The organism is Lysobacter sp. H21R4 (assembly GCF_015277535.1).
Classification (GTDB): domain Bacteria; phylum Pseudomonadota; class Gammaproteobacteria; order Xanthomonadales; family Xanthomonadaceae; genus Novilysobacter; species Novilysobacter ciconiae.
On record NZ_CP063772.1, the window covers coordinates 746,155 to 763,899 of the forward strand.

Sequence of the window (17,745 nt, forward strand, 5' to 3'; positions counted from 1 at the left end):
GATTGCGCCGCGCAAGGGCGAGCTTTCCCGTTCGAACGGTTTCATGGTGTCGCCGTCGGATGCGTCGCGCGATAGGTGGTGCGCCCGCACGACGTCACCAGGTCCTGCGCATGGGTGAAGCTCTCGGAATGGCCGGCGAACATCAGGGCGCCCGGCCCCAGCAGCGGCGCGATGCGGGAAAGGACGTGGTACTGGGTGGGCTTGTCGAAGTAGATCATCACGTTGCGGCAGAACACCGCGCAGAAACCTCCTCGCAAGCCATAGTCGTCGTCGAGCAGGTTGAGCGGGCGGAAGCTGACCAGCGCTTGCAGTTCCGGCCGGACGCGGCACAAGCCGGCGTTGGGGCCGCTGCCGGACTGGAAATAGGCCTGGCGGCGCTGCGGCGACACCCCGTCGATGCGGTCGATCGAATACCTGCCCAGCGCGGCGGTCTCGAGCACGCGGGTGTCGATGTCGGTCGCCAGGATCCGCACCGGCGGGGCGAGGGTTCCGAACGCCTCGCAGGCGGCGATGGCGATCGAATAGGGCTCCTCGCCGGTGGATGCGGCGCAGCACCAGATGGTCAGCGGCGCCCGCAGATCCCTGCGCGCCGCGTGCGCGGCGAGCAGATGCTCCGATAGCATGTCGAAGTGGTGGGACTCGCGGAAGAAGGACGTCAGGTTGGTTGTCAGCGCGTTGGTGAACTGCTCCCACTCCGCGCCGTCGTCGGCTTCCAGGGCGTCGAGGTACTCGTCGAAGCGTTGCATCCCGCACGCACGGACGCGCCGCGCCAGACGGCTGTACACCATGTCGCGCTTGTGCGGACTGAGGGCGATGCCCGCGCGTGCGTGGATCAGGCGGGCGACGCGGCGGAAGTCGCGCTCGTCGAACACGAACTCGCGGTTTGCCGGCGGGGTCCGGCGGTCGATGGCTGTCGCGTCAGGCATGTCGTGCCATCCGTATGGATTCCTGGCCGAGGCGGAATGCCGCGGCGGTCCTGACCAGTTCTCCGGACTGATGCTCCAGGCTGCGGGCGGATGCGGTAGCTGCATCCACCAGCGACGCGTTCTGCTGGGTGCCGGCATCGACCTGGGTGAGCATCTGGTTGATCAGGTCGATGCCGCTGGACTGCTCCTGGGACGCAAGGCTGATGTCCGCGACCAGCCCGGCCACCTGCTCCACGCTGCTGACGATGTCCTGCATGGTCCGCCCGGCCTGCTCGACCAGCTGGCTTCCGCTCTCCACCTTCGCCACGGAGTCGTCGATCAGCGACTTGATCTCGCGCGCGGCCGTGGCGGAGCGCTGCGCAAGCGAGCGCACTTCGGAGGCCACCACCGCAAACCCGCGGCCCTGCTCACCTGCACGCGCGGATTCGACCGCGGCATTCAGCGCCAGGATATTGGTCTGGAACGCGATGCCGTCGATGACGCCGATGATGTCGACGATCCGCCTCGATGACGCACTGATGCCACACATGGTGGCAACCACCTGGCCAACGACCTCGCCGCCCTGGCCGGCGACCTGGGCGGCGTTGATGGTCAGCTGGTTGGCCTGGCGGGCGTTCTCGGCGTTCTGGTGCACCGTGGAGGTGAGCTCCTCCATCGAGGATGCCGTCTCCTGTAATGAGGCGGCCTGGTGTTCCGTGCGCTCGGCCAGCTCCTGGTTGCCGGCCGTGATTTCCGAGGCAGCCGCATCGATGGCGTCGGCGCCGCTCTGGATCGCGCCGACGGTCGCGGCGATCTGGTCCACGGTCCGGTTGGTGCTGCGCTTGATCTCCCCGAAAACGCCGCGCATGTCCGTGTCGATGCGTCGGCTCAGGTCACCCTCGGCCACGGCGTGCAGCACCGATTGCATCTCATCGAGACTGGCACTGGTCGAGGTCAGCAACTGGCCGATGCTTTCCGCCAGCAGCAGCAGGAAGCCCTGCTTGTCCTGGGTAGTGATGCGCCCGCTGAAGTCACCGGCCGCTGCCGCCTGCAGCACCTGCGCGACCTCGCTTTGCATCTCCAGCTCCACCGTGCGGTCCTGCCATTCGCTGACCAGACCGATCTGTGCGCCGCCGGCATCACGCACGGGAGTAACGGTCACATCGATGGTGCGCGTGCCCAGTTGCATCCGCCGCACGAACCCGTTCCCCAGCCGCGACAGATCATGCTCGGGTTTCGCCGGGTCCTGAAGCAGGGCGCCGATGTCGCTCCCCAGCAACCGCGAAAGTTCGAACCCCGGCAGCCTGTGGCGGATGTCCTGTGCCGAGGCGCCAATCAAGTCGGTCATGCCGCTGTTGGCGTAGACGACGATCAGGTCCTGGTTGGCGACCAGGATATTGGTATGCGCGAAATCCAGCGCATTGCGGATCCGCGCACTGGCCCGCTGCTCGCGCTGCTGCTGCTGCACCTCGAAGCCCAGCCGGATCTGCATGGACTTGATCCCCTGCAGCACCTGGCCGATTTCATCGTTGCGAGCGATGGCGATGAGCCGGGTGTAATTGCCCTCGGCGATGCTCCGGAGTTGCGCGTTTGCTTCTTCCAGCCGGTCGACTACGTCGCGCGACAGCCACAACGCGCTGTAGATGCTGAAGCCGCCCGCCAGTGCCGCGACGGAGAAGATTAGTCGGGGCGGGGTTCCGGCTGCGGCCATCGTCGCCAGTCCCACGCCCAAGCCGAGTATCCCGACAGCCGCCAGCATCAGGCGCTGGCGCAGGGACAGGCGCCAGAGCGGATTGAGCGCGCGCATCCAGTCGCGCTTGCCGACGACGCCGGCGTGGACGCGCAGTCCTTGCCCACGTCCCTGGCGCAGCGCCGCGTAGGCGGGCTCCGCTGCGCTGATCGCGGCCCGGCTCGCCTTGCGCCGGACCGACATGTAGCCGCTCAGCCGGCCGTGCTCGTGGATCGGGGTGACGTTGGCCTGCACCCAGTAGTGCGCACCGCACTTGCTTCGGTTCTTGATCACGCCCACCCATGGGCGACCGGCCTTGAGGGTCTTCCACAGGTCCGCAAACGCCTCGCGCGGCATGTCCGGATGCCGGACGATGTTGTGGGGCTGGCCCACGAGCTCGGCTTCGCTGAATCCACTGACGCGGACCAGCTCGCGATTCACCTTGAGGATCGTGCCGTCGGGGTCGGTGTAGGAAACCAGCGTGGCGTCGTCGTCAAGCACGATCTCAACACCGGTAACGGGCAGGTTGTTTCGCATGGGCACTCCGCGGCGTGGGGTCCGCGTTGGCCGCCGGCAGGGCGGCAGGGGAAAGTCGGCGCGTGGGTGGCCGGGGTCCTCCTTCTTATCGGCTCCGCGTCGGAGGTCTTGAGCAATCTGGCCGGTGGTCGACGGCAAACCGCCGTCGGAGCCCTCGCCCGCGGCCTGGATCGCTTTGCTGCATACAGGCAGTCAGAAACGGCGCCGAAAGTGCGCCGTTGGCGGGGCTGAAAGAAGCAGGAGGCTAAAACTCCTCCCAGTGCTGGTCGTTGCCCGCGGCGGCCTTCGGCGGCACCCGCATGCCATGCGCGGATCCCAGTTCGGGCTGTGTCGATGCCGATCTGCGCGAAGTCCTGATGGCGCCGGTCAACTCGTGGATGGACCCGATGGACGCGGCGGGCAGGCGCTGATGGTACGGGTCGACGTCGAGGCGGAACGCCGCAACCGTCTGCACCAGTTGCCCCGACTGCTGCTCCAGCGAGCGGGCGGCGGCCGTGGCTTCTTCCACCAGGGCCGCGTTTTGCTGGGTGCCCTCGTCCATGTGGGTGATCACCTGGTTGACCTGCTCGATCCCCGTGCTTTGCTCCTGCGAGGCAGCCGAGATGTCGGCAATGATGGCGGTCACGCGCTGCACGCTGCTGACGATCTCATTCATGGTCTTGCCAGCCTGGTCGACCAGGACGCTGCCGTCCTCGACCTTGCTGACCGAGTCGTCGATGAGCGTCTTGATTTCCTTTGCCGCGGCGGCGGAGCGCTGCGCCAGCGAACGCACCTCCGATGCGACCACGGCAAAGCCGCGGCCCTGCTCGCCGGCGCGTGCGGCTTCGACCGCGGCATTCAGCGCCAGGATGTTGGTCTGGAACGCGATGCCGTCGATCACGCTGATGATCTCGACGATCTTGCGAGAGGACTCGTTGATGCCGGTCATGGTGGTGACGACGCGGCCGACCACTTCGCCGCCGACGCCGGCCACTTCGGCCGCACCGAGTGCGAGCTGGTTGGCCTGGCGCGCATTCTCGGCGTTCTGGCGCACCGTGGAGGTGAGCTCCTCCATGGAGGACGCCGTCTCCTCCAGCGATGCGGCCTGCTGCTCCGTACGGCGTGAGAGGTCATCGTTGCCCGCGGCTATCTGGCTGGCGGCGGAACTGATGGCATCGCTGCCCTGGCGGATCTGGCCGACGATTTCCGAGAGTTTCTCGACGGTGAGATTGGCATCGGACGCGAGCCGACCAAAGTGCCCGGGCAGCGACTCATCGGCGCGCTGATGGAGGCCTCCTTCCGCCACGGCCAGGAGCAGCGCGCCGATTCCGTTCAGGCCCTGATCGGCCGTTGCCATCAATGAGTTGAGGCCTTCGATGGCATCGCGGTAGACGAACTCGAAGCGCTCCGCGTCGCCGCGCCGGCTGAAGTCGCCCGCGACCGCGGCGTCGACCAGCATCTTGATTTCGGCGGTGACCGCCTGCGTACTGGCCTTGACCGCGTCCACGGCTGCGGTGACCTGTGCTTTCTGGCCCGGCAGTCGCTCCATATCCTCCGACAGATCGCCGCGAGCGTAATCGCCGACGATGGCGACCGCGCGCATCTTCACCGCGATATGCGCGCTGACCAGCTCGTTGATGTCGCCAGCCATGCGCGCGTAGGCACCGGGGAACTGGTCAGCCGCCATGCGATGGTCGATCGCGCCCAAATCGTGCTGCCTGGCCATTTCGCTCTGGGCGTCCGCGAATCCTCGCAGCGTCACCACCATGCCGCGCATCGCCCGCGCAAGCTGGCCGATTTCGCTCTGGTCGGCGTGGGCAATGGTGTGCTCCAGGTCGCCTTGCGAGACGGCATTGGCCACACCCAGCACGTCGTTCAAAGGCCTCACGATCGAGCGCGTGGTGAAGAACGCGAACACGCCTGCGATCAGCACTGCCACCAGCAGCAGCACACTGATTGCGGTGAGGTTGAGCTTGTAGGCGGCCTGCTGGGCGGCGACCGCCTTGTCCAGATCCTGGATGTTGTAGTCGAGCAGGACGCCTACCGCATCCGCGGTGGCCTGGCGCAGATCCCCGGCGCGCTCGGCAGGTGAGAAATCACCGACGGCCAGCGCCTCGACCAACTGGCGGCTGTTGTCGAAATAGCGCTCTGCCTTGCCCAGCACGTCGTCAAAGAGCTGCTGCTCCTGCGCGCCGATGATGGTGGGCTCCAACCGATGCGCCAGCTCGGAGAAGCCCTTGGCACCGTCCTCCAGCTCGGCGCTGTACTCGGCGGCCTTGCTTGCGTCCTGATAGCTGGCAACCATCCCGCGCTCGCTGACCCGGTATTCGGCCAGCATCGTCGCCAGCTTGCCCATGTCGCGGATCGCCGGTACCGACTGTCCGGTGATTTCCTGCACGGTCTTTTGGACGCTGCCCATTCGCTGGGCCGCAAATGCGCCCATGACAATCAGCAGGACGGTCAGGGCGGCAAAACCGATGGTGAGGCGCCTGCCGATTTTGAGGTTTTGGAACATGGCAACTCCGAAGGCTGAAGGTTGGGGCAGGGGCGCTTGCAGACGGGGGCCGGTAGTGAACAACGCTTGCAGCGGAAGGTGGCGAATCGTGCGATGCGATCGGCTCTTGTTACGGCGACTCCACCGCTCCACGGGAGTCAGCGGAAGCGTCGCCAGCGAAGCGGGCTCGAACGCCCTCGATCGGTCAAGTCCTGTAACGGACGCCTGTCAACGAACTTGAGCGATCTGGCGCAATCGTGGGTATGGATTCATTCACGGACGTCGGGGTCGTCGAAAGCAAAACGGCGCCCATCAAGGCGCCGTTGGTGTTGTTGCATCTCGCCGCCCCGGGTCAGCCCGGGCGCGTGCGCATTGGTCTCAGAACTCTTCCCAGTGCTGGTCATTTCCAGCAACGGCCGCTGGGGTGGCCCTCATTGGACGCGGCCGGCTTTGCACAGCGGGCGCTGAGCCCCTCAGGGATGGCGACTGAGCGGTGTTGGCAGCCGCCGCTTTAGGCGCGCTGACGGGCTGCAGAACGCCACGTGGTGCCCGATGGCTGGTCGGGTCGGCCTGTGCTTCGAGCCGGAACGCGGCCACCGTCTGCACCAGCTGGTCGGACTGTTGCTCCAGCGACCGCGCCGCGGCCGTTGCTTCTTCCACCAGCGCAGCGTTCCGCTGCGTCCCCTCGTCCATGTGGTTGATCACCTGGTTGACCTGCTCGATCCCGGTGCTCTGCTCCTGCGAGGCGGCGGAGATGTCGGCGATGATCGCGGTGACCCGCTGCACGCTGTTGACGATCTCGTCCATGGTCTTGCCGGCCTGGCCGACGAGGGCGCTGCCGTTCTCGACCTTGCTGACGGAGTCGTCGATGAGGGTCTTGATCTCCTTCGCCGCCGCCGCCGAGCGCTGTGCCAGCGAACGCACCTCGGAGGCGACCACCGCAAAGCCGCGGCCCTGCTCGCCGGCGCGCGCGGCCTCGACCGCCGCGTTCAGCGCCAGGATGTTGGTCTGGAACGCGATGCCGTCGATCACGCTGATGATCTCGACGATCTTGCGCGAAGACTCGTTGATGCCGGTCATCGTGGTGACCACGCGGCCCACCACTTCGCCACCGACACCGGCCACCTCGGCCGCGCCAATCGCCAGTTGGTTGGCCTGGCGGGCGTTCTCGGCGTTCTGGCGCACGGTGGAGGTGAGCTCCTCCATGGACGAGGCGGTCTCCTCCAGCGATGCGGCCTGCTGCTCGGTGCGATGCGACAGGTCGTTGTTTCCGGCGGCAATTTCGCTGGCCGCCGCGCTGATCGTATCGCTGCCTTCCCGGATCTGGCCAACGATCCGGGCCAGGTGTTGCACGGTGTCGTTGGCGTCATTCGCCAGCCGGCCGAACTGTCCGGGCAGGTTGGTGTCTGCGTGCTGGGTCAGGTCGCCCTGGGCCATCGAGGCAAGCAACTCGCCGACCTCGCTCAGACCGCGGTCCGCGCTGCCCATCAGTTCGTTGAGGCCCACGATCATGTCGCGGTAGACGAACTGGAACCGCTCAGCGTCGCCGCGCTGGCTGAAGTCACCGGCAACCGCGGCATCCACCAGCATCTTGATCTCGGCGGTGACCGCCTGGGTATTCGCCTTCACCGCATCCACCGCGGCGGTCACCTCGGCCTTGGTGCCCGGGAAGCGCTCGATGTCGCCGGACAGGTCGCCGCGTGCATACGCCGCGACCATGTCGATGGTCTTGCGGGTGATGTCGATATGCGAGGCGACCAGGGTGTTGATCTCCTCGGCCATCTGGCCGAACGCGCCGGGGAATGCAGCGGCGTCCAGTCGCTCCTCGATGTTGCCGGCCTGGTGGGCTTCGTACACCTCGCGCTGTGCGCCGGCGAACGTGCGCAGGCTGCCGACCGCGCGCTCCAGGCTGCGGCCGATGTCGCGAAGCTCGTCCTGGCTGTCCACGCTGACACGCTCGGGGAACTCGCCCGCGGCGATTGATTCGGTCGCCTGCTGGATCCGGACCAGGGAGTTGCGGGTGCTGCGGCTGAAGCCGAGGAACAGGTAGGCGGCCACCAGTAGCATCAGCAGGACCAGCGCGCCGGTGAGCACGGCCGAGCGCGTCATGCTGGCGATCTGCGCGGCAGCGGCGGCATCCAGGGCGTTGATCGACCCGAGCATTGCGGCGGCCATGGCCAGGTGGGTCGCGTGTTCGCGCGCGGCCATCGTGGCGACCGGCAGCTCCGGGGTGTCGGCGTCGAGGATGTGGGTCGCGATGGCGGTGTTCTGCTTGCCCATGGCCTCCAGCGCGCTCTGCACCGGCTTGCCGGCAATCTCGGCCAATACCGGCATGCGCTGGGTGGCGTTGTTGAATTCCAGCTCGATCCGGCTGCGCAGGAAGTCCTGCATCGTCCGCGAAACCGCCAGGCCGGTGCGGTCATCGACCCAGATCGCGCCTTCGCCAAGCACGCGGAGGCCCACTTCGCCCTGTTGCGACGTGTACTCGGCCAGTGTCGGCAGCCATTCGCTGGCGGCACGGCCCATGTAGAGCACCGTCGGCTCCTGGGAGTGCGCCAGGCCCGTGCGCTCTGCGACCAGGCCCATCAGGTCGCGTACCTGCTGGATCGTCGACTGGGTGACGTCGCCTCCGGCCTCGCCTGCGCTGACCCGGCGCCAGCCCTCCTGCGCCTGCTTGAACGCGTTGGCGACGTCGGCATCGTTGATCTCCTGTCCGGACCAGCGTGCGGCGGCATCGAGCTGGCTGGCGGCGGTGCCTGCCGCCGCAGCGAGTTCCTGTGCCGGCACCTCGTCCTTGGCTGATTTCCGCGTGCTCATCTGCCGATGGCTCTGCATCGCCAGCATCGAGCGTTGCAGATGCGCGAGGCCTTCCCCCGTTGCGCGCTGCTGTTTCACTGCACCGATCTCGACGGTCGTGCGAACCACCAGGATCCCGGCCAGCAGGCCGCAGGTGAGCATGAAAGCGGCACCGATGACCAGCGCCTTCTGGTGGAAGCGCAAGCGCGCCATAAGCCGCATGGACGGGGCCAATGCACGTTCCATCAGGGTAGGGGTATGACGAGTGGACATCGGAGGCCTCGGTTAGTGGATCTTGCGGGTCGACTCCCGGGACAACGGCTGCCTGAACAGAAACTTTAGGAATGGAATGGAACCGGGCGTGCCGCTAAAGAAACGCCGGTCGCGGCCGATGTGGGGAAGTGCAGGCAGGAGCATTCGTTCCCGCCTCCGCTGTCTGCAAGACGCCGAGCCAATTCCACGCGGCTTTTCCCACCCTCCAGGAGTTCCCCATGTCCCGTTATCACACCCTTGCCATTGCTGCGCTCGCATTGGCCTTCGCGTTCCCGGCGCAGTCGCAGGCGCTCAGCCCGATCAAGCGCGTTGAGCCGACCTACCCGGCGGACGCGGCCCGCAGCCGCACGGAAGGTTTCGTCGAGGTGGAATTCACCGTGGGCGCCGGCGGCAACGTGGAAAGCGTCTCGGTCGTCAACGCGCGTCCTGCACGCACGTTCGAGACTGCCGCGGTGAGCGCGGTCAAGCAGTGGACCTTCGCGCCGGGCGGCGGCCGCGGCAAGGTGCGTCTGGACTTCAATCTCTGAGGTCTGGCGAGCTCCGGGCCTTGCCCGGGCACCGACGCCCCCAATAAAAAACGCGCCACCCGGCGCGTTTTTTATTGGTTTCGGAATCGGCAGCAACGCTATCCCGATCGCGCCCTATTGGAGAGCGGTGGCAGCGGCCACCAGGCCCATCTCCGTGCTCGTCATCAGGCGCTCGATGTCCAGCAGGATCAGCATCCGCTCGTCCAGCGTGCCGATGCCGGTCAGGAACTGGCGGTCAATCGTCGCGCCCAGCTCGGGCACCACGCGGATCTGCTCGCTGGCCAGCCGGATGACGTCGGACACGCTGTCCACGACGATCCCAACGATGCGGTCGGAGACATTCAGGACGATCATCACCGTCACCGCGGTGTAGTCGGCATTGGCCAGGTTGAACTTGAGGCGCATGTCGATCACCGGAACGATCGTCCCGCGCAGGTTGATCACCCCCTTGATGTAGTCGGGTGCATCCGGAAGCCGCGTCACCGCGTCGTAGCCGCGGATCTCCTGCACCTTGAGGATGTCGACGCCGTATTCTTCCTCGCCCAGCGCAAAGGTGAGGAACTCTTTGCTGTCGGTATCGACATCCGTGCCCTGTTGCGAGGGCATGGCGCGGGGGGCGAGAAGCGTGGGGCTGGTCATGGCGTGTGTCCTTGCGGCGATCGGTGATGGCGGTGGATTGGGGCGGGCTCAGGCGGCGGCGGACAACGGCGTGGCCGTGGCGATACCGCCGGCGTCGATGATCAGCGCGACGCGCCCGTCACCCAGGATGGTCGCGCCGGAGATGCCGGGGATGCGGCGGTAGTTGGTTTCCAGGTTCTTCACGACCACCTGCTGTTGGCCGAGCAATTCGTCCACTTCCAGCGCCAGGCGGCGGCCACCGCTTTCCACCACGACCGCAATCGGCGCGGTGGCGGTGACGGTGTCGGCAGGCAGACGGTACTGCTGGCGCAGGTTGATCAGCGGCAGGTAGTCGTCGCGTACATGCAGGACCCGGGTGTCGCCGGCAATGGTGCGGATTTCGTGCGCCTGCGGCTGCAGCGACTCGATGACCATGTTGAGCGGGAGGATGAAGACCTCGTCGCCGACCGCGACCGACATGCCGTCCAGGATCGCGAGTGTCAGCGGCAGGCGGATCGATACGGTGGTGCCAAGCTTGCGCTCGCTGCGGATCTCGACCTGTCCGCCCAGCGCCAGGATGTTGCTCTTGACCACGTCCATGCCGACCCCGCGGCCCGACAGGTCGGACAACGCGTCGGCGGTGGAAAATCCGGGATGGAACACCAGGTCCCAGATCTGCGCGTCGGTCGGATTTTCCGGCAGCGGCAGGTTGCGCTCGACCGCCTTTTGCATGATGCGATCGCGATCCATCCCGCGGCCGTCGTCGCTGACCTCGATCATGATGTGGCCGCCCTGGTGGGAGGCGTTCATGGTGATCGTGCCGGTCTCGTCCTTGCCCGCGACGCGACGTTCGGCGGCCGACTCCAAACCATGGTCGATCGCATTGCGCATCAGGTGGACGAGCGGGTCGACGATCTTCTCGATCATGCCCTTGTCCAGCTCGGTCGCCTCACCGAACGTGCGCAGGCGGACCTTCTTGTCCAGCCGCGAGGCCAGGTCGCGGACCATGCGCGGGAAGCGGCTGAAAGCGAACTCAACCGGCAGCATGCGCACGCTCATCACCGCCTCCTGCAGGTCGCGGGTGTTGCGGTCCAGCTGCCCCAGGCCGGTCAGCAGCGTCTCGTTGGCGACCGGGTCCAGGTGCTCGGAGCGCTGTCGCAGCATCGCCTGGGTGATGACCAGCTCGCCGACCAGGTTGATCAGTGCGTCCACCTTGGCGACCGCGACACGGATCGAGCTGTCGGCGTCCGCGTTCGCGCCGCGCGTCGATGCAGGCAGGCCATTGGCGGAAGTCGACGGCCCATCATTGGCGATCGCTGAGGCCGCGGTGTCCCGCACGGCCGTTGGCCCCGCGGCCTGGACGGCCTGGATGGTCAGCTCGCATTGATCCTCCACCCAGGCGAACGCCTCATCGATCGCGGCGCGCGGAACGCTGCCGGGAAGCATTAGGTCCCAGGCCAGGTGGGCCTCGAAGGGGTCGAGCGCGTCGAAGGCGGGCAAGCGCTCATCGACGCAAGTGGTCGCCAGTTCGCCATGAGTGGCCAGCTCGCGCAGGATGCGCAGCGGATCGTTGCCGGTCATGAACAACGAGGTGTCCGGACGAAAGCCGATGCGCCAGTGGCCGGGGTCATCGCCGGCATCCGCTTCAGCGACGACGCTGGCCGCATCGGGGGCATTGACCGCGAGCAGGCGGTTCAGCCCGGCGTGGGCACGCTCCATCGCCGGCCGGTCGACTTCGCCGCCGTGCTCGGCGACGGCCAGAAGGCCACGCAGCACGTCCACCGATTCGAGCAGCGCGTCGATCGCGCCGGGGTCAAGCCGGCGGTGGCCTGCGCGCGCCTCGTCAAGAAGCGTCTCCAGCAGATGGGTCAGGTCGGTGACGTTGCCAAAGCCGAAGGTCGCCGCGCCGCCCTTGATCGAGTGCGCTGCGCGGAAGATCGTGTTGATCGTGTCACCCGCATCCGTCGCGCTGCCGGCATCTGCGCCCAGGTCGCTTTCCAGGCGCAGCAAGCCTGCTTCCATGGCCTGCAGTCCTTCCCGGCTTTCCTCGAAAAACGCAGCGTGGAACTGGGTGATGTCCATGGTGTCAGGCGAGGACCTTGCGGATTGTTGCGAGCAGTTGCTCAGGGTCGAACGGCTTGACCAGCCAGCCGGTCGCGCCGGCGGATCGACCTTCCTGTTTCTTGTCGCCACCCGATTCGGTGGTCAACATCAGCAGCGGCGTGAACTTGTAGTCGGGCAGCTGGCGCAGCTGACGGATCAGCTCGATGCCGTCCATCCGCGGCATGTTGACGTCGGTGACCACCGCGTCAAAGCGCGTGGTGCGGGCGATTTCCAGCGCCGCCTGCCCGTCCTCCGCCTCGCGCACGGTGTAGCCACCCGACGACAGCGCGAAGGCGACCATCTGCCGCATGGAGGTGGAGTCGTCGACGATCAACAAATTGGCGCTCATACGGAATCTCCGTTGTTCTCTGGTCCGTCAAATCCGGCGGGTTGCGATGCCAGGCCCAGGCCTTCGGCCAATGCCAGCACATTCGCGGCGTCGATCAGGGCCGCAGAGGGCAGGGTGATGGTGGTGATGCGTCCCGCCAGGGCGCGGTCGCGGACGAACGCGTGCAGGAGCTGCAACCCGGCGGTATGGACGCGCGCGACCCGGTCGCCGGTCAGGACGACGGGTTCGGCATTTTCGAACTGCGTTGCCAGCGAGGAACGCAGGTCGGCGACGTGCTCGATGCCCAGGTCAGGCTGTAGCGATAGTTCATTCATCAGGATGGCTGCCGAAACGGTCAAGAGCTTTAACGGCACCGTATGGGGAAGCTTTAGGGCGGTGCGAGCGCGTGGTGCCGGCCGGGCGGTGCCGTCAATTGAACAGGACGTCGGCGTCCAGCAGAACGGTCGGCAGCGCGCCCATCCGTGCGATGCCCACCATGCCCCCGGCGTCGGTTCCGGCCAGCGGCGGCTCGATGTGCTCGCGCGACAGGGTCACCACGTCGTCGACGGCGGACACCAGCACTCCGATCAGCTCGTCATTACGCTCCACGACGATGATGCGGGCATGTTCGTCGGGCTCGACCTTGCCGGTCCCGAGCCAGCGCGCGAGATCGAACACCGGTACCACCCGGCCGCGCAGGTTCATCAATCCCAGCATCGCGGCGGCCGTACCGCGCAGCGCGATGATCGGGCTGACGCGCACGACTTCCTGCACGCGCAACAGTTCGAACGCGTAACGGTCCTTGCCCAGCGCGGCACGGAGCCAGCGGTTGCCGGACGCGTTCGAGGCCGGGCGGGCTGCGGGATGTTGGTCCTGCTTTGTGCTGGCGGACGTGGCAGCCGGCGCGGGTGCCGCCGCCTGCTTTGTGGGAAGTGGTGCGGGGGCAGGCAGGTCGCGTGTGACCGGGTCCACCGTGTCCGCACGGTGGAAAATGGTTGCCGCCTGCTTTTGCGCGGCGTCGGCCGGGGCCACCGCGTCGCACATTGGCGAGGCGAGCAGTTCGTCCAGGTAGTCGTCGACCGTCTGGGCGTTCATGCCGCTTTCTGCTGTGCGGGAATGGCATTGAGCAGCCAGTTCAAAGCGCTGTGGTAGGCATCCGCGCCACGCCCGGTGGGCGCAGTGGCCGTGGTCAAGGCCATGGCATCGCGCAAGCGCGTGTCCATCGGAACGGCCTTGGGCCAGACCACGCCCCTAAAGCGCTCCTGCAACTGGTCCAGCGTGTTCACGCCGGCCCGCGTGCGCCGGTCGTAGAGCGTGGGAAGGATATGGCGGGGCAGCGGGCGCCGACGCGAGCGCTCGACCATGTCGGCGGTGCGCAGCATGTCGGTCAGCCCGTGCATCGCGAGCGGATCGGTCTGGGTGGGCACGATCAACCGGTCCGCCGCTGCCAGGGCATTCACCATCAGCAGGCCCAGCGTTGGCGGGCAGTCCAGCAGCGCGTAGTCGTAATGGTCCTGCGCCGTATGCAGCGCGCGGCTCAGCGATAGTCCGAGCCCGGGCTGGGTCGCGCCACGGCGCTCCAGTGTTGCCAGCGCCGGTTGCGCGGCGACCATCAGCAGGCCGTCGATCTCGGTTTGGCGCGACAGTGTCGTCAGCTCCACGCTCGCATTGGAGAACACGTCGTGGGTCCCGGCGGGGGCAGGATCGGCGGGAATGCCGAAGGCCCGTGTCAGCGAGGCGTGCGGATCCAGGTCCATCAGCAGCACGCGATGGCCCATGACGGCCAGGCCGCGCGCCAGGCACAGCGAGGTGGTGGTTTTGCCCACGCCACCTTTCTGGTTGGCAATCGCCCAGATCTGCATGTCAGCCGGCTCCGGAGTTGGATGGGGCACGCTCTGGCGCCGTTGCGGTCGCGCGCGCACCCTGTGCCACGGCGCTCGCGCTGCCAGCACGCACGTCGGTCGCAGCCACGGCCGGTGGCAATGGCGCGGTGATCGCGTCGGGACCCTGCGGCGATGCGAGGATCACCAGCAACACGCGCCGGTTCGCGTTGCGCCCTTCGAAGGTCGCGTTGTCGCCCACGGGCTGGTGCTCGCCGTAGCCGACGATCGCCAGCCGCGCCGCCTGCACGCCGGCCGCGATCATCTCGTGGACGACGCTGCCGGCGCGGGCAGCGGACAGCTCCCAGTTGGACGGGAAGCGGGCGGTCGCGATCGGCATGTCGTCGGTATAGCCTTCCACCCGAACCGCGTTGGGCTCGTCGCGCAGGATGACGGCCAGCTTGCGGACCGTCTCCACCGCGACCGGGCTGGGCTTTGCCACGCCGCTGGCAAACAGGATGTCGCTCTGGATCTCCACCTCAAGGAAGGCGGGTCCGCGGCGCACCGTCACCAGTTTCTTCTGCACCAGTTCCGCGAGTGCCTCCTGGATACGCTGTCCCAGCTGGTGCAGCTCGCCCTGGTTGCGGTTCTCGATCTCCAGGATGGCCGCAGCCGCCGCCGGGGACGCCTCGGTGCTGCGTTGGGGATGGCCAAAGGTGGGCATGTCCAGCACCTGCAACATGCGCGGCGAGTTGATCGGCGTCGCCGCCGCCGGGCCGGCCTTGGAGGCGGCGGTCTGGATGGACGGACGGTCAAAGGCCGACCCGCGCAGCTGGGTCTTGCCCAGCTGGATGGGGCTGATGGTGCGTGGCGGCCCGCCAAAGGCGGACGACAGCGAGTCGGCCAGCACGCGGTACTTGCCCTCGTTGAGCGAGGAGATCGCGTACATCACCACGAAGAACGCCAGCAACAGGGTCATCAGGTCGGCGTAGGGAATCGCCCACGCCTCGTGGTTCTGGTGCTCCTCGTGCTGGACGCGCCTGGCCATGTCAGTGCACGAAGCCGTTCAGGCGGGTTTCGATGTTGCGCGGGTTCTCGCCCTGGGCAATCGCGATCAAGCCCTCGATCACCATCTCGCGCTCTTCCGCCTGCTGGTTGATGAGGCCCTTCAACTTGCTCGCTGCCGGCAACAGCGCGAGGTTGGCGGTGCCGATGCCATAGATGGTCGCGGTGAAAGCCGCGGCGATGCCGGAGCCGAGCTTGCTCGGGTCGGCCAGGTTCTTCATGACCGCGATCAAACCCAGCACCGCGCCGACGATGCCGAGGGTGGGCGCGTAGATGCCCATGCCTTCAAACACCTTGGCCGCGGCCAGGTCGCGTTGCGACTGACCGTGCAACTCGATTTCCAGCATCTGCCGGATGGACTCGGGCTCCAGGCCATCGACCACCATCTGCAGGCCCTTGCGCACGAAGGCGTCGTCCTGGACTGCGACCTCCGGCTCCAGTCCCAGCAGTCCCTGGCGTCGGGCAGTGGTGCTCCACTCCACGATCTTCGCGATCAGCGCGGGCCGGTCGTGCGAGGGCGGACGGAACACCCAGCGCACGATCTTCATCGCCCGCATGAAGGTCTCCATCGGCGTCTGCACCAGGATGGCCGCCATGGTGCCGACGATCACCACCACGAACGCCGCCGGCGACCACAGACCGGCAAGACCGGCACCCTTCAGGATGCTGCCGCCGATCAGTGCGACCAGGGCGAGTACGGTGCCTATGACGCTGAGTTTGTCCATGGCTTCAGTTAACGGTCACGACAGGGATTGCTTGAGCCGGCGCGAGCCACGCACGCCGGTCCGGTACAGCGCATCGACGTCCAGGATCAAGGACATGCGTCCGTCGCCGATCAGGCTCGCGCCGGCGTAGCCGGGCAGCCCGCGAACGGTGCGCGGAAGCGCCTTGATCACCACCTCCTCGCGGCCGCGCACGCGGTCCACCGCGAGGCAGAAACGCTGCTCGCCGGTCTGCAGCACGACCACCGTGCGCTCGCCCAGGGCCAACGGCGCGCTCGCCAGCCCCAGCCACTGGCGCATGTCCAGCAACGGCAGGGGTTCGCGGCGCAGGTCGATCACGTCCTGGCCGTCGATCGACATGGGCGTGCCGGGCAGGTGCGCGAGCACCTCCACCACGCGCACCAGCGGCAAGGCGTAGACGTCCGCCTCGATCTCCACCAGCAGCGTGGGCAGGATCGCCAGGGTCAGCGGCACCCGGATCACGAACCGCGAGCCGTGGCCGGGCTCGGACTGGATCTGGACCTGGCCCGACAGTTCGCGAATGCGCGACTGCACCACGTCCATGCCCACCCCGCGGCCGGAGAGGTCACTGACTTCCGCGCGGGTCGAAAAGCCCGGCAGGAAGAGCAGTTGCAGGCACTCATCGGACGGCAGCCGCGCGGCGGCATCGGCGTCGATCAGTCCCTTGCGTACCGCTATGTCGCGGATCCGGTCCGGGTCGATCCCGGCGCCGTCATCGCGCACCTCGATGACGACGTGGTCGCCTTCCTGCTGCGCGGACAGGCGGACCTGTCCCTGTTCGGGCTTGCCGGTCTCGCGCCGGGTCTGCGGTGATTCGATGCCGTGGTCGATCGCATTGCGCACCAGGTGCACCAGCGGATCGGCCAGGGCTTCCACCAGGTTCCGGTCCAGCTCGGTTTCCGCGCCGACGACGACCAGTTCGACGTTTTTCTGGAGTTGCCGGGCCACATCCCGGGCCAGCTTGGGGAAGCGCGCGAACACGCGTCCCACCGGCTGCATGCGCGCCATCATCACCGCCGACTGCAGGCGCGAGGTGGCGCCATCCAGCGCCCCGACCGCACGATCGAGTTCCTCGTCGTGCAGGCGCGGGCGCAGGGTCTTGAGCCGGTTGCGCGCGAGCACCAGTTCGCCGACCAGGTTGACCATGGCGTCCAGCCGCCGCACGTCCACGCGGACGGTCGGCTCATCGTGCGCGGCAGGCGTCTGCGCCTTGCGCGGGTTCGCAGGCGCGGCCGGCGCGGGCGCCGGGGGAGATGGAGTGACCGCCGGCGTTGGCGACGGCGTCGGCGGCACCGGCGGTTCGTGTCCGCTGAGACCTTCCGCGGTCGCCGTGATGCCGGGGATGCCACCGCTGCCGTGCAGGCTGTCCAGCAACGCCTCGAAATCCAGATCGTCCAGGTCATCGCCTGCGCCGGCGGCCGCAGTCACCGGCTCTCCCGCGATCGGAGCCGCCTGCACGCGCATGCTGTCGATGAGCGCGGCGGGCGGATCGGGCAGCGCATCACCGGCGGCGATGCAGTCCAGCATGTCCACCAGCAGGTCCAGTGCCTGCTGCGCACCGTCGAAGGCGGTCGAGTCCATCGGCATCGCGCCGTTGCGTGCCAGATCGAAGCGGTCTTCCACCGCGTGGCAGACCGCGACCATGCCGGGGAAATCCAGGAATCCCGCGCCGCCCTTGATGGTGTGGAAACCGCGGAACACGGCGTTCAGGCATTCCCGGTCGTTGGGCGCGTGCTCCAGCGCGACCATCTGCTCGCCGAGCTGGTCGACGATCTCGCGCGCCTCCATCAGGAAGTCGGCGCAAATGTCCGAGGCCACGTCCACGGTC

14 protein-coding genes are annotated in these 17,745 nt (G+C 67.4%); 1 reads left to right on the forward strand and 13 read right to left on the reverse strand.

Translation table 11 applies throughout. The annotated features are described in order from the left end of the window. Positions 1 to 41: 41 nt before the first annotated feature. The 4 genes from INQ40_RS03345 to INQ40_RS13005 all read right to left on the reverse strand — a co-directional run bounded on the left by INQ40_RS03345 (position 42) and on the right by INQ40_RS13005 (position 8,713). On the reverse strand, positions 42 to 926 hold the full coding sequence (locus INQ40_RS03345; protein ID WP_194341791.1) for a CheR family methyltransferase: 885 nt from the start codon (positions 924 to 926) through the stop codon (positions 42 to 44). Beyond that, positions 919 to 3,171, reverse strand: a complete 2,253-nt coding sequence (locus INQ40_RS03350) for a methyl-accepting chemotaxis protein (protein ID WP_194341801.1) — start codon at positions 3,169 to 3,171, stop codon at positions 919 to 921. The genes INQ40_RS03345 and INQ40_RS03350 overlap by 8 nt, the downstream gene beginning before the upstream one ends. A gap of 244 nt (positions 3,172 to 3,415) precedes the next feature. Then, on the reverse strand, positions 3,416 to 5,665 hold the full coding sequence (locus tag INQ40_RS03355) for a methyl-accepting chemotaxis protein (RefSeq protein ID WP_228482099.1): 2,250 nt from the start codon (positions 5,663 to 5,665) through the stop codon (positions 3,416 to 3,418). A gap of 357 nt (positions 5,666 to 6,022) precedes the next feature. After that, positions 6,023 to 8,713 carry a methyl-accepting chemotaxis protein gene (locus tag INQ40_RS13005; protein ID WP_228482100.1) on the reverse strand — a complete coding sequence of 897 codons (2,691 nt, stop codon included), beginning with the start codon at positions 8,711 to 8,713 and terminating at the stop codon, positions 6,023 to 6,025. Positions 8,714 to 8,931: 218 nt separating this feature from the next. Between INQ40_RS13005 and INQ40_RS03365 the strand changes: the two genes are divergently transcribed. Then, the gene (locus tag INQ40_RS03365; RefSeq protein WP_193986204.1) at positions 8,932 to 9,240 is read left to right on the forward strand and encodes an energy transducer TonB; all 309 of its coding nucleotides are present in this window, start codon (positions 8,932 to 8,934) and stop codon (positions 9,238 to 9,240) included. A 114-nt stretch (positions 9,241 to 9,354) separates the two neighbouring features. Here the strand turns inward: INQ40_RS03365 and INQ40_RS03370 are convergent, their stop codons facing one another. From INQ40_RS03370 to INQ40_RS03410, 9 genes are all read right to left on the reverse strand, one after another. After that, the gene (locus tag INQ40_RS03370; protein ID WP_193987188.1) at positions 9,355 to 9,846 is read right to left on the reverse strand and encodes a chemotaxis protein CheW; all 492 of its coding nucleotides are present in this window, start codon (positions 9,844 to 9,846) and stop codon (positions 9,355 to 9,357) included. A gap of 81 nt (positions 9,847 to 9,927) precedes the next feature. Next, positions 9,928 to 11,940: a chemotaxis protein CheW gene (locus INQ40_RS03375; protein ID WP_194341803.1), complete on the reverse strand. Its 2,013-nt coding sequence runs from the start codon at positions 11,938 to 11,940 to the stop codon at positions 9,928 to 9,930. A 4-nt stretch (positions 11,941 to 11,944) separates the two neighbouring features. Beyond that, on the reverse strand, positions 11,945 to 12,310 hold the full coding sequence (locus tag INQ40_RS03380) for a response regulator (RefSeq protein WP_193986227.1): 366 nt from the start codon (positions 12,308 to 12,310) through the stop codon (positions 11,945 to 11,947). Further along, on the reverse strand, positions 12,307 to 12,624 hold the full coding sequence (locus tag INQ40_RS03385) for an STAS domain-containing protein (RefSeq protein WP_193986228.1): 318 nt from the start codon (positions 12,622 to 12,624) through the stop codon (positions 12,307 to 12,309). Before INQ40_RS03385 ends, INQ40_RS03380 begins: the two co-directional genes overlap by 4 nt. A gap of 94 nt (positions 12,625 to 12,718) precedes the next feature. Next, positions 12,719 to 13,384: a chemotaxis protein CheW gene (locus tag INQ40_RS03390; protein ID WP_194341805.1), complete on the reverse strand. Its 666-nt coding sequence runs from the start codon at positions 13,382 to 13,384 to the stop codon at positions 12,719 to 12,721. Then, positions 13,381 to 14,151: a ParA family protein gene (locus tag INQ40_RS03395; RefSeq protein WP_194341807.1), complete on the reverse strand. Its 771-nt coding sequence runs from the start codon at positions 14,149 to 14,151 to the stop codon at positions 13,381 to 13,383. Before INQ40_RS03395 ends, INQ40_RS03390 begins: the two co-directional genes overlap by 4 nt. A gap of 1 nt (position 14,152) precedes the next feature. Further along, positions 14,153 to 15,157 (reverse strand): flagellar motor protein MotD, encoded by a 1,005-nt coding sequence (gene motD, locus INQ40_RS03400; protein WP_193986231.1) that lies wholly within the window; start codon positions 15,155 to 15,157, stop codon positions 14,153 to 14,155. 1 nt (position 15,158) lies between these two features. Next, a complete protein-coding gene (locus INQ40_RS03405) occupies positions 15,159 to 15,899 on the reverse strand; it encodes a flagellar motor protein (RefSeq protein ID WP_193986232.1) in 741 nt (246 codons plus the stop codon). Positions 15,900 to 15,914: 15 nt separating this feature from the next. Next, positions 15,915 to 17,705, reverse strand: coding sequence for a chemotaxis protein CheA (locus tag INQ40_RS03410; RefSeq protein ID WP_194342395.1), 1,791 nt, complete (start codon positions 17,703 to 17,705; stop codon positions 15,915 to 15,917). Positions 17,706 to 17,745: the final 40 nt, after the last annotated feature.

Coding starts and splice junctions, on each gene's coding strand:
- INQ40_RS03345 (WP_194341791.1), bottom strand. CDS start 926: ATGCCTGACGCGACAGCCATCGACCGCCGGACCCCGCCGGCAAACCGC.
- INQ40_RS03375 (WP_194341803.1), bottom strand. CDS start 11,940: ATGGACATCACCCAGTTCCACGCTGCGTTTTTCGAGGAAAGCCGGGAA.
- INQ40_RS03395 (WP_194341807.1), bottom strand. CDS start 14,151: ATGCAGATCTGGGCGATTGCCAACCAGAAAGGTGGCGTGGGCAAAACC.
- INQ40_RS03365 (WP_193986204.1), top strand. CDS start 8,932: ATGTCCCGTTATCACACCCTTGCCATTGCTGCGCTCGCATTGGCCTTC.
- INQ40_RS03405 (WP_193986232.1), bottom strand. CDS start 15,899: ATGGACAAACTCAGCGTCATAGGCACCGTACTCGCCCTGGTCGCACTG.
- INQ40_RS03380 (WP_193986227.1), bottom strand. CDS start 12,310: ATGAGCGCCAATTTGTTGATCGTCGACGACTCCACCTCCATGCGGCAG.
- INQ40_RS03350 (WP_194341801.1), bottom strand. CDS start 3,171: ATGCGAAACAACCTGCCCGTTACCGGTGTTGAGATCGTGCTTGACGAC.
- INQ40_RS13005 (WP_228482100.1), bottom strand. CDS start 8,713: ATGTCCACTCGTCATACCCCTACCCTGATGGAACGTGCATTGGCCCCG.
- motD (WP_193986231.1), bottom strand. CDS start 15,157: ATGGCCAGGCGCGTCCAGCACGAGGAGCACCAGAACCACGAGGCGTGG.
- INQ40_RS03385 (WP_193986228.1), bottom strand. CDS start 12,624: ATGAATGAACTATCGCTACAGCCTGACCTGGGCATCGAGCACGTCGCC.
- INQ40_RS03370 (WP_193987188.1), bottom strand. CDS start 9,846: ATGCCCTCGCAACAGGGCACGGATGTCGATACCGACAGCAAAGAGTTC.
- INQ40_RS03410 (WP_194342395.1), bottom strand. CDS start 17,705: ATGGAGGCGCGCGAGATCGTCGACCAGCTCGGCGAGCAGATGGTCGCG.
- INQ40_RS03390 (WP_194341805.1), bottom strand. CDS start 13,384: ATGAACGCCCAGACGGTCGACGACTACCTGGACGAACTGCTCGCCTCG.
- INQ40_RS03355 (WP_228482099.1), bottom strand. CDS start 5,665: ATGTTCCAAAACCTCAAAATCGGCAGGCGCCTCACCATCGGTTTTGCC.